Raw genomic sequence first — 13,808 nt, forward strand, 5'->3', positions numbered from 1 at the left:
CCTTCCCCCTTAAGCACTGGATTAGAGGACGACATGATGAGCAGCTACCAGCAACAGATCGACGCCCTGCAGCAGGACTGGGATACCAACCCGCGTTGGAAGGGTCTGAAGCGTACCTACAGCGCTGCCGACGTAGTGCGCCTGCGCGGCAGCGTGCAGCCGGAACATACCTTGGCCAAGCGCGGCGCCGAGCGCCTGTGGGAACTGGTCAATGGCGGCTCGAAGAAGGGCTACGTCAACGCCTTCGGTGCGATCAGTGCCGGCCAGGCGATGCAGCAGGCCAAGGCCGGGCTGGAAGCGGTGTACCTGTCCGGCTGGCAGGTGGCCGCCGACGGCAACACCTCCGAAACCATGTACCCGGATCAGTCGCTGTACGCCTACGACTCGGTGCCGACCATGGTCCGTCGCATCAACAACACCTTCCAGCGTGCCGATGAGATCCAGTGGAAGAACATCATCGACGGCAAGGTCAAGGCCGAGGACGCGATCGACTTCTTCCTGCCGATCGTTGCTGATGGCGAGGCCGGTTTCGGCGGCGTGTTGAACGCCTATGAGTTGATGAAGAACATGATCACCGCTGGTGCCGCCGCGGTGCATTTCGAGGACCAGCTGGCGGCGGTGAAGAAGTGCGGCCACATGGGCGGCAAGGTACTGGTGCCGACCCAGGAGGCGATCCAGAAGCTGTCCGCCGCGCGCCTGGCTGCTGACGTGCTGGGCGTGCCGACCATCGTGCTGGCGCGTACCGACGCCGAGGCCGCCAACCTGCTGACCAGCGACTTCGACCCGAACGACACCCCGTTCATTACCGGCCAGCGCACCGCCGAGGGCTTCTACAAGGTCAAGAACGGCCTGGAGCAGGCGATCAGCCGCGGCGTCGCCTACGCCCCGCACGCCGACCTGGTGTGGTGCGAGACCGGCACCCCGGACCTGGGCTTCGCCCGCGAGTTCGCCCAGGCTGTGCATGCCGCGAGTCCCGGCAAGCTGCTGTCCTACAACTGCTCGCCCTCGTTCAACTGGAAGAAGAACCTGGACGACAAGACCATCGCCAGGTTCCAGGACGAGCTGGCCGCGTTGGGCTACAAGTACCAGTTCATCACCCTGGCCGGCATCCACATCAACTGGTTCAATACCTTCAAATTCGCCCACGACTACGCCCGTGGCGAAGGCATGCGCCACTACGTGGAGCAGGTGCAGGAGCCGGAATTCGCCGCCCGCGACAAGGGCTACACCTTCGTTTCGCACCAGCAGGAAGTGGGTGCTGGTTACTTCGACGATGTGACCACGGTGATTCAGGGTGGCGCCTCCAGCGTGACCGCGCTGACCGGGTCCACCGAGGAGGAGCAGTTTCAGACTGAAGTAGCTGCCTGAGGGCGCTGACAAGGTCGTTTTCGAGGGGCTCTTACGAGCCCCTTCTTTTTTTTGGCATGGCCCAGCATCAAACGGTGTAGGGGATCACAAAATCGACAATTTTGGTGATAGGCTCGCGAGATTACTCGTCTCACCTGGGCGAGCAGTCCATGAGGCATGGAATGAGCGGCATGGGAACAGGGGGTTTGGCACTGGAGTCTGAACTTTCCGTCGCTAGTTCGACGGGAGGTGCAGTGCTGCATGCGCAATTGTCACCGGTGGAATTTGCACTGTTTGCCCAGTACGGCGTTCGCCGCACACTGCAGGCCGACCAGGTGCTGTTCCGCCGTGGCGATCTGGGCAGCTCGATGTTCATCATCGTAAGCGGCACTGTCAGCCTGGATTTCGGTGCCGGCCTGGCGCCCAAACCGATGGGAAGCAACGATTTCTTTGGCGAGCTTGGCCTGCTGATCGAGCGCCACCCGCGTTCCTGTGATGCGCGCGCAAACTGCGACAGCGTGCTGCTGGAAATCACCCATGCCAATTTTCACCGCCTGATTGATCAGGACCCGGCGATGGTGGTGTTCTTCCTGCGCCGCACCTTGTCGCGGGTGGTCTCCAGCGAGCAGCGCCTGATCGCCCAGCTCAGCCGTCGCAATCATGAGCTGGAAACCGCGCTGGGCAATCTCTACAGCGCCAACCATGAGCTGCACCACACCCGCGAACTGGTCTACAGCGATGACCTGACCGGCCTCAGCAACCGGCGTGCACTGACCGCCTATCTGCAGAAGTCACATCGCTCCGGTCATCGCCCGCAAGGACTGTTGCTGCTGGACTGCGACGACTTCAAGGGTTTGAACGACTCTTACGGTCACCTTGCTGGTGATCACGCCCTGCAGTGCTTCGGGCGCATTCTTGCCTCGGTGACCGGCAAGGACGATATCGCCTGCCGTCTTGGCGGCGATGAGTTCTGCGTATTGCTGATGAAAGCCGATGCGCAAAGCCTGCCGCGCACCGCCGAATTCGTGCTGGATGCGATGCGCCATCTGATCGCCTATCCCGGCGCGACGGTCGGTTCCTGCTCGCTGAGTGTCGGCATGGTGTTGATCGATGAGGGCCACCATTGGAACGATGCCTATTCGCGCGCTGATCAAGCGCTGTACCTTGCAAAGCGCGAAGGTGGCAATCGCGCGCAGTGGTTCCAGGAGCAGTCCGGTGACCACGGCTAGCCCGGCGTAGCGCCATGACCAGCCAGACTGACGCGCTCTCGGCCGATCGCCAGCTCAAGACGCTGGTGCTCACCGATCTTTGTGACTCGGTGGAGCTGACAGCACGGATTGGTGATGCGGCAGCCGCGGAGCTGTTCCGTACCCTGGACGTGCGTGCACTGCAGCTGTTGCAGCGTTGGAAAGGACGTCTGATCGATCGCTCCGATGGTATGTTCCTGCTGTTTGACGTGCCTACCCAAGGCTTGGGTTTTGCGTTGGATTACCTGGACGCCCTGGTTGAGATAGGTAACGAGCGCAAGCTGCCGCTGCAGGCGCGAATCGGCATCCATGTAGGTGGCGTGCTGTTCTGGCGCAACGATGAGGATGCGGTTGCCGCCGGCGCCAAGCCCGTGGATGTGGAGGGTGTGGCCAAGCCCACCGCGGCCCGCTTGATGGCGTTGGCGCGACCGAATCAGATTCTGCTGTCGTCAGTGGCCGAAGCGCTGTTGCGGGCAAGCCAAAATGAGCTGGGCGAGCGCGGTGCGAGCCTGCAGTGGAAGTCGCACGGTCGCTGGTACTTCAAGGGCCTGCCGACGCCGCAGGAAGTGTTTGAAGTGGGCACAACGGGTAGCGCTCCACTGCGCATGCCGGCCCGTTCCAGCAAGGCGTGGCGGCGTCTACCGCTATGGCGGCGGCCGGCGGCGCTGGTTGCCGAGTTGTTGCTGGTGATCGCTGTGGGCGCAGTGGCTTGGGTATTGGTGCGTCCGGAGCCAGCCATTGCTTTCGCCGAGCGGGATTGGATAGTGGTTGGAGACTTCACCAACCAGACCGGCAATCTGGTGCTGGACGACGCTCTTCAGCAGGCACTACGCATCAGCTTGGAGCAGTCCCGCCACGTGAATGTTCTCAGTGACCTGAAGGTGCGCGAGACCCTGCGGCAGATGCGCAGGGATCCGGCCCAGCCGTTGGATCGTGATACGGCCAAGGAGGTCGCCATCAGGGATGGCGCGCGAGCGGTGGTCATGCCAGGTGTGCTGGAGCTGCACGGAAAGCTGCGCATCATCATGGAAGTATTGGATCCAGCATCTGGCAGGGTTGTGTACTCCGCATATGCGGACGGTGATGGGCTGGATTCGGCCTTGAGTTCATTGGACAAAGTTGCCGCCGCCATTCGTCTGAAACTTGGTGAGGCTACCGATGATCTGGGACGAACATCCCTGCCCCTGCCGCGGGTCGCCACCAGCAACCTGGATGCCCTGCACGCCTATGCGATGGGTGTGGATGCCTATGCGGAAAAGAGGCGTGAGGATGCAGAGGCCTACCTGGAACAGGCTGAGCACCTGGATCCAGCTTTTGCAGCCGCATATATGGCGCAGATGCGGATCGCATACTCGCGCGGGGACACAATTCTTGCGCGGGAGTTGCTGGAAAAAGCGGTTGCATACCGTGACGATTTGACGCCGCGCGAAGGTTTGTACCTGGATGCATGGGGGGCGGAGATCAATGGTGCCGGTGCGGCAGAGAGCGCCTACAAGTGGAAGCTGCTCGGCGATCTGTATCCTGACTATCACGCCGCGTACGCCAATCGTTCCAATGCATTGTTCACCCTTGGCCAGTACCAGGAAGCCGAGCGCTCGGCGCGGGGAGCTGTGGTCCCGCAGAATTCGCTACGTCTGCTCGCGCAACGCCAGCTCGCACGTACGCAGCTGGCGCAGAACAGGCTTGATGAGGCCAAGCGGAACTTCCAGGAGATAAGGGCGTCTGACGAGCGCTATATCGACAGTGAGCTCGCGGCGGCCTTGGCAGCGCAGGATGACTTTGTAGGAGCTCGCGCGGTTCTAGATGCGCTGCCGAAAGAAGACATGTCCGGGTGGCTGCAACGCATAGCAATCGCTGTAGATGCAGGGAAGCCGGAGGAGGCGCTCGCACAGGCGCGAGCGGGCGCAGATCAGTGCAAAGTCCAGGGTTATGTCTGCAGTGTTTTCAGATTGCAGGAGCTCACGGTGCTTCCAGAGACGGGACACCCTGTGGCTGCTGCAACATTTGAAAGAGAGCTTCAGTGGGTACAGCAACAAGCGCTGCAGGCCGTTGGTGCCGATACCGTCGAATGGGTATTCATAGCAGCGTCGGCCCTCTATCTGGCGCAGCGTGCTGGCCATCAGGAATTGGTGGCTTCGTGGTTGCCGCGCTTGGATGGTTTGGTCAAACGGGCAAATGACCCTAGAAGTCGTCAGCTTCTGCAGTTGCTATACGCAGGTCAGGAGGTTGATAGGCGGCGGATTGAAGACGCAGTAGCCCGGCTGCAGAAGCAGGTGGACGGCACAGAGCTGCTACAGCTTCACGTGGTTCTCGCCGGTCTGTACATCAAGCTCGGTAGGCCGGAACTGGCCGAGAGTCAGCGTCAGTGGCTGGCGCAGCAGCGCGGGTTGGCCTATGCGGAGAACGCTGGCACGTACGCGCTCAAGGCGCGCAACGTGGCAGACGTGCGGCAGGTACGTCGATGAGGTGGGGGGCTTAAGTCTGCGGCTTGCGCTGCAGCGAGCTATCGACCTGGCCCGAGACAAAGCAATGGGGAATGTAGAAGGCAGCGTTTGCAGCCAGATGGCCCAAAAGGGCGTCCCGCGAACGCAGGAACTCTTCCTTGCCAGCGAGCGGCCCGGTGGTTTCGCATGCGCTGCTTGATGCGGCAGCGGCAGCGCTGATCTGCAGCAGCGCCTGGGACGGGCTCTTTGCGAACAGGTCGCGGAATGTATCGTCGGTGCTGAGCAGGTCCAGAAGCTTTACCGCGTCTTCTTGTGAGAGAGGACTTTTTTCGTTACTCATGGCATTCGATCCAGAAGGTTGTTTTGGTAATCAGCCATGGATAGTGGCTGAAGATGCTCCGTCAACATAGCGGTACAAGGCACGATAACTTTAGCGACATTTGCAAGAACGGGTTGCCTCCACATTGTTTCGCGTCCGCTAGAATTTCCCTCTTTCGCAAGAAGCACCGCATGTCCTCCACCGTGGCTTTGATCCGTCGCTGCAAGCACCTTTTCATCGAACCAAGGCGGATGGATCGTTTCAGCTTGGATGATGTTCTGGCCGGTCGCACTGGCATGGTGTCACGCAGTTGCTGGATGGCCTTGGCCCCGCATCTGTCCGAGGGTGTTGAAGTGTCCGTGGAGGCGCTGCAGGTCCTGGGTGAATTTGATGCGGATGCTTGGGTCGAAGTTGCATTGCCTTTGAGCTCAGCGCAGCTTGAGCTGCTTGAGAAGGGATTGCTGTTCAGCGACTGCGACAAAGGCAGCCTTGCTCGCTCGGACGAGCGGATCAGGGAGCTTGGTTGGTGGGGGCCGGCAGCGATGACGCATTGGCAGGCGAGGTGGGAAGGGCGGGATAGCGTCGCTGCCATTGATTCGGTTGGCATCCAGACAGCGGCTGGATTGCGCCAGCGCTTTGGCGCGCCGCCGTCGCCAACAGTGGCGCCGGGAGGAACTTTGATCGTGCTGCCACGTGAGCCCGCGGACGAGGTTGATAGGCGTCTGCAGATGCGTTGCACCTGCCGAAACTTCGACATTTCAAAGCCGCTGCCAATGGCGGTCTTCTCGCGGTTGATGGGGCGTTGCTTCGCTGCAACTGGCCACTATCGCTTGGACGAAGAAAGCGTCTTCCTGAAACGAAACGCACCTTCAGCGGGCGGGCTTCACCCCACCGAAAGCTACCTCGTTGTGCAGAACGTTGAAGGGATACAAGCCGGCTTGTATCACTATCATCCGACGCAGCACGCACTCACGTTGATGTCTAGAATATCGCAGCTTCCGGCGGATATCACCGCGCAGTTCGTGGCAGGCCAGCACTGGTTCGCCAATGCACACGTGATGATCGTGCTTGCCCCGCGCTTTGATCGCCTGCACTGGAAATACAGGGGACATGCGAAGGCGTACCGCGCGGCGACGCTGGATGTTGGCCACCTCTCGCAACTGTTGCTGAGCTGTGCGACCGAGATCGGGCTCGGTGCCTATGTGACCGCGGCGATCAATGAAAAGGAGATCGAGCAGACCCTGGGATTCGATCCGATGGCGCAGAGCCCCTTGGCAATCTGCGGGTTCGGATGGCGTGGGGAGGTGATGGAAACCACCGAGTTCGACCCTGCACAGGCGGTCTGGGAGTCAGTTGGCTGAGACGCGGCGGGTACTCAGCCCGCCTCGAAATCCACCAGCACCGCGCCATCGGCGACCTGGTCACCGGCCTTGGCGCGGAAGCCGTGCACGGTGCCGTCGGCGGGTGCCTGCAGGGTGTGCTCCATCTTCATTGCTTCCATCACCAGTAGCGGCGTACCGCGGCTGACGGTGGCGCCAGGTTGCACAAGCAGGGTAACGACGCGGCCGGGCATCGGTGCCAGCAGGCTGCCGCCGTGGTCGTTGCTGTTGTCGGCCTCGGCGACCGGATCGTGGATGTTGAAGCGTTGCTGTTGCTCGTTGCCGAAGACGTACAGCGTATTGCCTTCACGGATTGCGTTGCCTCGCTGCAGGCGTTCGCCAAGTTGCAGGGCATAGCCAGCGCTGCTGATCTTTCCAGTCACAGCGATCGATGCGTCGCCGATCTGGACCTGCCAGCCGTTGGTGCTGTCGCACACCTGCAGCTGCTTGCGATGGTCCAGGTGTTCCAGCGTCACCAAGCGTGCCGCGGGGCCGGTGAGGCGCCAGCTGTCGGCGATGGCCCACGGTGATGCGTCGTTGTCGTGCGTAGCCTCATTGCTCATTGCCAGCACGGCGGCAAGCGCCCACTCGTTGTCGCTGGCAGCAACGTGGTGAATGTCCAGCGCTTCGCGCTCGCGTTCGATCAGCGCGGTATCGAGATTGGCGGTGCGGAACGAGTCGGTCAGTACCAGTCGACGCAGGAAGGCGGCATTGGTGGTGACGCCAACAACCTGGCACTGCGCCAAGGCCTGCTGCATGCGCTGCAACGCGCTGGCACGGTCTACGTCCCAGACGATCAGCTTGGCGATCATCGGGTCGTAGTACGGGGTGATTGCATCGCCTTGCTCGACGCCTGCGTCCACGCGCACATTGGCACTGGGCTGTGGCAGGCGCAGATGGCGCAGTGTGCCGGTCGAAGGCAGGAAGCCGCGGTCGGCGTCCTCGGCGTATAGTCGCGCCTCGATGGCGTGGCCGTGGATCTGCAACTGCTCCTGCGTCTTCGGCATCGGCTGGCCAGCGGCCACGCGCAGCTGCCATTCGACCAGATCTGTGCCGGTGATCAGCTCGGTGACCGGGTGCTCGACCTGCAGGCGGGTGTTCATTTCCATGAAATAGAAATCGCCATCAGGCCCGGCTATGAACTCGACCGTGCCTGCGCCGACGTAACCAACCGCGCGCGCGGCGTCGGTAGCCGCCTTGCCCATGGCGGCGCGACGTTCGGCAGTCATGCCAGGCGCAGGTGCTTCTTCCAACACCTTCTGGTGGCGGCGCTGTACCGAGCAGTCGCGCTCGAACAGATAGACCACGTTGCCGTGACGGTCGCCGAACACCTGGATCTCGATATGACGCGGACGCTCGACGTACTTCTCCACCAGCACATGTGCATTGCCGAACGAAGCCTGCGCCTCGCGCTGGCAGCTGGCCAGCGCAGCCACGAAGTCGGCACTGGCCTCGACCTTGCGCATGCCCTTGCCACCACCGCCGGCGCTGGCCTTGATCAGCACCGGATAGCCAATCGCATCGGCCTGCGCGCGCAGGAACTCCGGCTCCTGCCGCTCACCGTGATAACCCGGCGTCAATGGCACATTGGCAGTCTGCATCAGCGCCTTGGCTGAACTTTTGTCACCCATCGCATCGATGGCGCTGGCCGGCGGCCCGATGAAGACGATACCCGCAGCCTCACAGGCACGCGCGAAGCCCGCATTCTCGGAAAGAAAGCCATAGCCCGGATGAATCGCCTGCGCACCGCTGCGCCGCGCTGCTTCGAGAATGACCTCGGCGCGCAGGTAGCTCTCGGCAGCCGGCGCGGCACCGATATGGATGGCCTCATCGGCCAGGCGCACATGTCGCGCATTGCGATCGGCATCCGAATACACGGCCACGGTAGCGATGCCAAGGCGACGGCAGGTAGCAATAACCCGGCAGGCGATTTCACCACGATTGGCGATCAGGATCTTGTTGAACATTGTCTTATCCACGATGTGCCGCGCGGGCAGGGGAGGAGCCGAGTGCTTTCGCCGTTGCTGTTGCACTTGCGTTTGATTTTCGGACCCCTTCCGCAGCGACGGAGCCGGTGGGAAATACCCGAAGGGCGACGTGCAAGGATGCACGTCGTTTTTCGTCACGACAGGGATGTCGTGTCGAAAAATCCCACCGGTGGAGTGGACCCGGCACGCGCAGCGTGCCGGGCGCAGAGGCAGGGTGTGCTTGACCAGCCATTCGGCTGTTGAAAGAGCGCTTCTTTTGGTTACTTCTTCTTTGCACAAGCAAAGAAAAGTGACTCGCTCCCCGTAGGGGAGTGAAAGCCCTTGCTCCTGACGTTGTCTTGAGAAGGCGCTGCATGCGCATCACATCCGGAACACGCCAAACCGCGTGTCCTGCACCGGCGCATTGAGACTGGCCGCCAAGGCCAGCCCAAGCACCCGCCGCGTATCGGCTGGATCAATCACCCCGTCATCCCACAAACGCGCACTCGCGTAATACGGATGGCCCTGCAACTCGAACTGATCACGGATCGGCCGCTTGAACGCATCTTCTTCTTCGGCCGACCACGCACCACCCTTGGCCTCGATACCATCACGCTTGACCGTGGCCAACACACTGGCCGCCTGCTCACCGCCCATTACCCCGATGCGCGCATTCGGCCACATCCACAGGAAGTGCGGCGAATACGCCCGCCCGCACATGCCGTAATTGCCGGCACCGAAGGAACCGCCGATCACCACCGTGTATTTCGGAACACGTGCATTGGCCACCGCCATGACCAGCTTCGCACCGTCCTTGGCGATACCGCCGTGCTCGTACTTGCGGCCGACCATGAAGCCGGTGATATTTTGCAGGAACAGCAAGGGGATATTGCGCTGGCAGCACAGCTCGATGAAATGCGCGCCCTTCAGCGCGGACTCCGAGAACAGGATGCCGTTGTTGGCGATGATGCCGACCGGATGGCCATACACATGCGCGAAACCGGTGACCAGCGTGTTGCCGTAGCGCGGCTTGAACTCATCAAAGCGCGAACCGTCGACAATGCGCGCGATCACTTCGCGCACATCGTAGGGCTTGCGTGTATCGGCGGGAATCACCCCGTAAAGCTCATGCGCATCAAGTAGCGGCGCCTCGCTGGCCTGCAGGACAACGCCCGCATCGGGCTTGCGCCAGTTCAAGTTGGCGATGATGGAACGCACCCGTGCCAGCGCCTGCAGGTCGTTGTCGGCCATGTGGTCGGCAACACCGGAGATGCGCGTATGCACGTCGGCACCGCCCAGTTCTTCGGCGCTGACCACTTCACCGGTAGCGGCCTTCACCAGCGGCGGACCGCCGAGGAAGATGGTGCCTTGTTCCTTGACGATGACGGTTTCATCGCTCATCGCCGGCACATAGGCGCCGCCGGCCGTGCAGCTGCCCATCACGCAGGCGATCTGCGGGATGCCCTGTGCCGACAGGTTGGCCTGGTTGTAGAAGATGCGGCCGAAATGGTCACGGTCGGGGAAGACCTCATCCTGCAGCGGCAGGAAGGCACCGCCGGAGTCGACCAGGTAGATGCAGGGCAGGCGGTTCTGCTGGGCGATTTCCTGTGCGCGCAGATGCTTCTTCACCGTCACCGGGTAATAGGTGCCGCCCTTGACCGTGGCATCGTTGGCGACGATCAGGCATTCCACCCCGGAGACGCGGCCGATGCCGGCGACCATGCCAGCGCCGGGCACCGGATCGGCATACATGCCGTGCGCGGCCAGCGGCGCGACCTCCAGGAACGGGCTGCCGGGATCGAGCAGGGCATCGATGCGTTCACGCACCAGCAGCTTGCCGCGCGCACTGTGCTTGGCCCGGGCCGCGTCGCTGCCGCCGCGCGCGGTGGCTTCAAGTGTGGCGCGCAGATCATCGACCTGGGCCTGCATCGCGGCGCGGTTGGCTTCGAAGCTGTCACTGCCGGGTTGCAGCTGGGAGGTGAGTACGGTCATGGCCGAAGTCCTGGATTCTGGAGCGTGTCTGCGCGTGGAAACATGGCAGCAGGGTTTTTGCTTATGTTCTTGCTTTGCTCTTGCTTTGCTCTTGCTTTGCTTTTGCGTTGCTTTTGCGTTGCTCTTGCTTGGCCTTTGCTTGGCTTTTGCTTGGCTTTTGCTTTTGCCGTTGCCGTTGCCGTTGCGTCCCTTCTCCCGCCTGCGGGAGAAGGTGCCCCGCAGGGGCGGATGAGGGGAGCTTTTAAAAGCATTGGGTCTGCTTGCTAGAAGCTTCCCCTCACCCCAACCCCCGCTCCGCGCCCCGGCCCTTGCGCTGACGCAAGGGCGTTCGATGGGCAGCGAACCGTTGGTTCGCAAGCTGCCCCTCTCACCCCGCAAGCGGGAGAGGGGCTTCTATTTCGTCATGATTCTGGGTTGCGTCACTTATGCGGTCTTCTGAAACAACTCCCGCCCAATCAACATGCGGCGGATCTCGGAAGTGCCCGCACCAATCTCATACAACTTGGCATCGCGCCACAAGCGCCCGGCCGGGTACTCGTTGATATAGCCGTTGCCGCCGAGGATCTGGATCGCTTCACCCGCTGCCCAGGTCGCCTTCTCGGCAGAGTAAAGAATCGCGCCGGCCGCATCCTGGCGGGTGGTGCGGCCTTGGTCGCAGGCCTTGGCTACTGCATACACATAGGCGCGGCAGGCATTGAGGCCGACATACATGTCGGCCAGCTTGGCCTGGATCAGCTGGAAGGTGCCGATCGCTTCGCCGAACTGCTTGCGCTCATGGACGTAGGGCAACACCACATCCAGCGCCGCCGACATCAGCCCAAGCGGGCCACCGGACAACACCACGCGCTCGTAATCCAGGCCGGACATCAGCACCTTGACGCCGCCACCGACTGAGCCCAGCACGTTCTCGACCGGCACTTCGCAGTCCTGGAACACCAGCTCGCAGGTGTTGGATGAGCGCATGCCGAGCTTGTCCAGCTTCTGCGCGGTAGAGAAGCCCTTCATGCCCTTCTCGATGATGAAGGCGGTGATGCCGCGCGAGCCGGCGTTCGCGTCGGTCTTGGCATAGACGATCAGCACGTCGGCATCGGGACCATTGGTGATCCACATCTTGTTGCCGTTGAGCACGTAGTGGTCACCGCGCAGGTCGGCGCGCAGCTTCATCGACACCACGTCAGAACCCGCACCCGGCTCGCTCATCGCCAAGGCGCCGACGTGTTCGCCGCTGCACAGCTTGGGCAGGTATTTGTGCTTCTGCGCTTCGCTGGCGTTCTTGCGCAGCTGGTTGAGGCACAGGTTGGAATGCGCGCCGTAGGACAGGCCGATGCCGCCGGAGGCGCGCGAGATTTCTTCCATCGCCACCACATGCGCCAGGTAGCCCATGCCGCTGCCGCCGTATTCTTCTTCCACGGTCATGCCCAGCAGGCCCTGTTCGCCAAGCTGGCGCCAGAGCTGGTTGGGGAAGTGGTTCCTGGCGTCGGCTTCGGCTGCCAGCGGCGCGATGTTGGCGGCGGCAAACTGCGCCACGCTTTCGCGCAACATGTCGATTTCTTCGCCCAGATCAAAATTCAGGGTGGGGACGTGCATGGCTGGCTCCGGTACTGCTTGGCGATAAGGGGCGCACCGGGTTGGGAGGACGGGCAGGCCGTCGGGCACGGGCGTTTGCGCGCAGCCTAGCGGCTCCCGGCTAAAAAGTGAATACAAATTCAAAAATTGAACATAGAATCAACAAATGGCTTACAAGCGCTCGGAATTGATGGAAAAACGGCTGGCGGGCAACCGCGAGCGGATCCTGGTCGCCGCCCGCCGGCTGGTCGCCGCAGGCGGTTACCGCAATGCCCCGATCACCGCCGTGGCGGCCGAGGCGGGGGTATCGACCGGGCTGATCTACCGGCATTTCCCGTCCAAGGCCGAGCTGTTCGTGGAGGTGCTGACCTTCGCCGTTGAGCACGAGCTGGAGATCCTCGCCGCTATCGCCGATCAGCCCTTGCCGGCGCCGCAGCGGCTGCAGCTGGCGGTGGCCTCGTTCGTGCGCCGCGCCATGGCCGGTCCCGGCCTGGCCTATGCCTTCATTGCCGAACCGGTGGACCCGGAAGTGGAGGCCGAGCGCATCCGCTGCCGGCGCCTGTTCGGTGATGTGTTCAAGCGCATTCTTGAAGACGGCGTGCGCGCTGGCGAACTGCCAGCGCAGGATCTGGAGATCAGCGCAGCCTGTATCGTTGGTGCCTTCACCGAAGCCCTGGTCGGGCCGACCGCGCCCAGCCGCGATGGCCTGCGCGATGGCGAACATCTGGTTACCGCGATCAGTGCGCTGTGCCTGCGCGCAGCCGGTGCGCCGCTGCCGCACTGAGTGCTGTAACCAGCTTGGGATGCTGCAATGCCGCACTTGTGCGTGTGTTCATGGGCATTGCGGGAGCGGGCGGACGCTGGTCTATACTCGCCCAGCAGCTGCTGGTCCACCGACAACTCGCCCGGGGTGATGAGACGTGCGGAATTACGACCTTGAGTTCCTGAAACGCTTTTCCATCGTGATCGCCATCCTGGCCGTCATCACGATTGGCTTGATCATCTTCGCGTCCTACCTGCAGCACGTCATTCCCAAGGAAGTGTCGCCGACTGCGACCAAGCGGATCGAGGAACGCATTGCGCCCATCGGCGCGGTGTATGCCGGCGCCACCGGTGCGTCGGCGCAGGCCGCCGCCTCTGCTGCGGCCGCCGCGGCTGCAGCCGCCAGCGGTGCCTACGGTGGCACCCTGGACGGCAAGACCATCTTCGACAGCCTGTGCACTGCCTGCCACACCACCGGCGTGGGCAACGCGCCGACCCTGGACCACAGCCACTGGGACAAGCGCCTGGCGCAGGGCAAGGACACCCTCTACAAGCACGCCATCGAGGGCTATACCGGCCCGGACGGCGGCATCATGCCGCCCAAGGGCGGCAATGCCGGGCTCAGCGAAGAGCAGATCCACGCCACCGTGGACTGGATGCTGGCCAATCTGAAATAGAAAGCCGCCAGACTCACGCAGCTGGCAATAGACCCGATTGCTGCAGAATAGCCGGCGCTGCCCCACCAGGGCGGCGCTTTGTGTTTCCGTCTTCCCCGGAGTGCGTCC

10 protein-coding genes are annotated in these 13,808 nt (G+C 62.5%); 6 read left to right on the forward strand and 4 right to left on the reverse strand.

Annotation, left to right across the window (positions count from 1 at the left end):
* The first annotated feature begins 36 nt into the window (after positions 1-36).
* The 3 genes from aceA (at position 37) to ACVOK8_RS02390 (ending at position 5,059) form a co-directional block, all read left to right on the forward strand.
* Positions 37-1,368 carry an isocitrate lyase gene (aceA, locus tag ACVOK8_RS02380; protein ID WP_481565459.1) on the forward strand — a complete coding sequence of 444 codons (1,332 nt, stop codon included), beginning with the start codon at positions 37-39 and terminating at the stop codon, positions 1,366-1,368.
* A gap of 233 nt (positions 1,369-1,601) precedes the next feature.
* Positions 1,602-2,576: a GGDEF domain-containing protein gene (locus ACVOK8_RS02385; protein WP_481565402.1), complete on the forward strand. Its 975-nt coding sequence runs from the start codon at positions 1,602-1,604 to the stop codon at positions 2,574-2,576.
* Positions 2,577-2,590: 14 nt separating this feature from the next.
* A complete protein-coding gene (locus tag ACVOK8_RS02390) occupies positions 2,591-5,059 on the forward strand; it encodes a putative peptide modification system cyclase (RefSeq protein WP_481565403.1) in 2,469 nt (822 codons plus the stop codon).
* A 10-nt stretch (positions 5,060-5,069) separates the two neighbouring features.
* Here the strand turns inward: ACVOK8_RS02390 and ACVOK8_RS02395 are convergent, their stop codons facing one another.
* The gene (locus ACVOK8_RS02395) at positions 5,070-5,378 is read right to left on the reverse strand and encodes an NHLP-related RiPP peptide (RefSeq protein ID WP_481565404.1); all 309 of its coding nucleotides are present in this window, start codon (positions 5,376-5,378) and stop codon (positions 5,070-5,072) included.
* A gap of 170 nt (positions 5,379-5,548) precedes the next feature.
* Between ACVOK8_RS02395 and ACVOK8_RS02400 the strand changes: the two genes are divergently transcribed.
* On the forward strand, positions 5,549-6,718 hold the full coding sequence (locus tag ACVOK8_RS02400) for a putative peptide maturation dehydrogenase (protein WP_481565405.1): 1,170 nt from the start codon (positions 5,549-5,551) through the stop codon (positions 6,716-6,718).
* A gap of 14 nt (positions 6,719-6,732) precedes the next feature.
* On the opposite strand, the gene ACVOK8_RS02405 is transcribed toward ACVOK8_RS02400, so the two are convergent.
* From ACVOK8_RS02405 to ACVOK8_RS02415, 3 genes are all read right to left on the reverse strand, one after another.
* Positions 6,733-8,703 carry an acetyl/propionyl/methylcrotonyl-CoA carboxylase subunit alpha gene (locus tag ACVOK8_RS02405; RefSeq protein WP_481565406.1) on the reverse strand — a complete coding sequence of 657 codons (1,971 nt, stop codon included), beginning with the start codon at positions 8,701-8,703 and terminating at the stop codon, positions 6,733-6,735.
* Positions 8,704-9,084: 381 nt separating this feature from the next.
* Positions 9,085-10,695 carry a carboxyl transferase domain-containing protein gene (locus tag ACVOK8_RS02410; RefSeq protein ID WP_481565407.1) on the reverse strand — a complete coding sequence of 537 codons (1,611 nt, stop codon included), beginning with the start codon at positions 10,693-10,695 and terminating at the stop codon, positions 9,085-9,087.
* A gap of 423 nt (positions 10,696-11,118) precedes the next feature.
* Positions 11,119-12,282: an isovaleryl-CoA dehydrogenase gene (locus tag ACVOK8_RS02415; protein ID WP_481565408.1), complete on the reverse strand. Its 1,164-nt coding sequence runs from the start codon at positions 12,280-12,282 to the stop codon at positions 11,119-11,121.
* Positions 12,283-12,427: 145 nt separating this feature from the next.
* On the opposite strand from ACVOK8_RS02415, the gene ACVOK8_RS02420 reads away from it, so the two are divergent.
* Complete coding sequence (locus ACVOK8_RS02420; protein WP_481565409.1) at positions 12,428-13,045, forward strand: TetR/AcrR family transcriptional regulator; 618 nt, start codon at positions 12,428-12,430, stop codon at positions 13,043-13,045.
* Between the two features lie 136 nt (positions 13,046-13,181).
* A complete protein-coding gene (locus tag ACVOK8_RS02425) occupies positions 13,182-13,700 on the forward strand; it encodes a c-type cytochrome (RefSeq protein WP_481514223.1) in 519 nt (172 codons plus the stop codon).
* Positions 13,701-13,808: the final 108 nt, after the last annotated feature.

Source organism: Stenotrophomonas sp. STEN083, assembly GCF_056759195.1.

Bases quoted from the DNA above. Each gene is read 5' to 3' on its own strand.
- ACVOK8_RS02400 (WP_481565405.1), top strand. From the start codon at position 5,549: ATGTCCTCCACCGTGGCTTTGATCCGTCGCTGCAAGCACCTTTTCATC.
- ACVOK8_RS02415 (WP_481565408.1), bottom strand. From the start codon at position 12,282: ATGCACGTCCCCACCCTGAATTTTGATCTGGGCGAAGAAATCGACATG.
- ACVOK8_RS02390 (WP_481565403.1), top strand. From the start codon at position 2,591: ATGACCAGCCAGACTGACGCGCTCTCGGCCGATCGCCAGCTCAAGACG.
- ACVOK8_RS02420 (WP_481565409.1), top strand. From the start codon at position 12,428: ATGGCTTACAAGCGCTCGGAATTGATGGAAAAACGGCTGGCGGGCAAC.
- ACVOK8_RS02405 (WP_481565406.1), bottom strand. From the start codon at position 8,703: ATGTTCAACAAGATCCTGATCGCCAATCGTGGTGAAATCGCCTGCCGG.
- ACVOK8_RS02395 (WP_481565404.1), bottom strand. From the start codon at position 5,378: ATGAGTAACGAAAAAAGTCCTCTCTCACAAGAAGACGCGGTAAAGCTT.
- ACVOK8_RS02410 (WP_481565407.1), bottom strand. From the start codon at position 10,695: ATGACCGTACTCACCTCCCAGCTGCAACCCGGCAGTGACAGCTTCGAA.
- aceA (WP_481565459.1), top strand. From the start codon at position 37: ATGAGCAGCTACCAGCAACAGATCGACGCCCTGCAGCAGGACTGGGAT.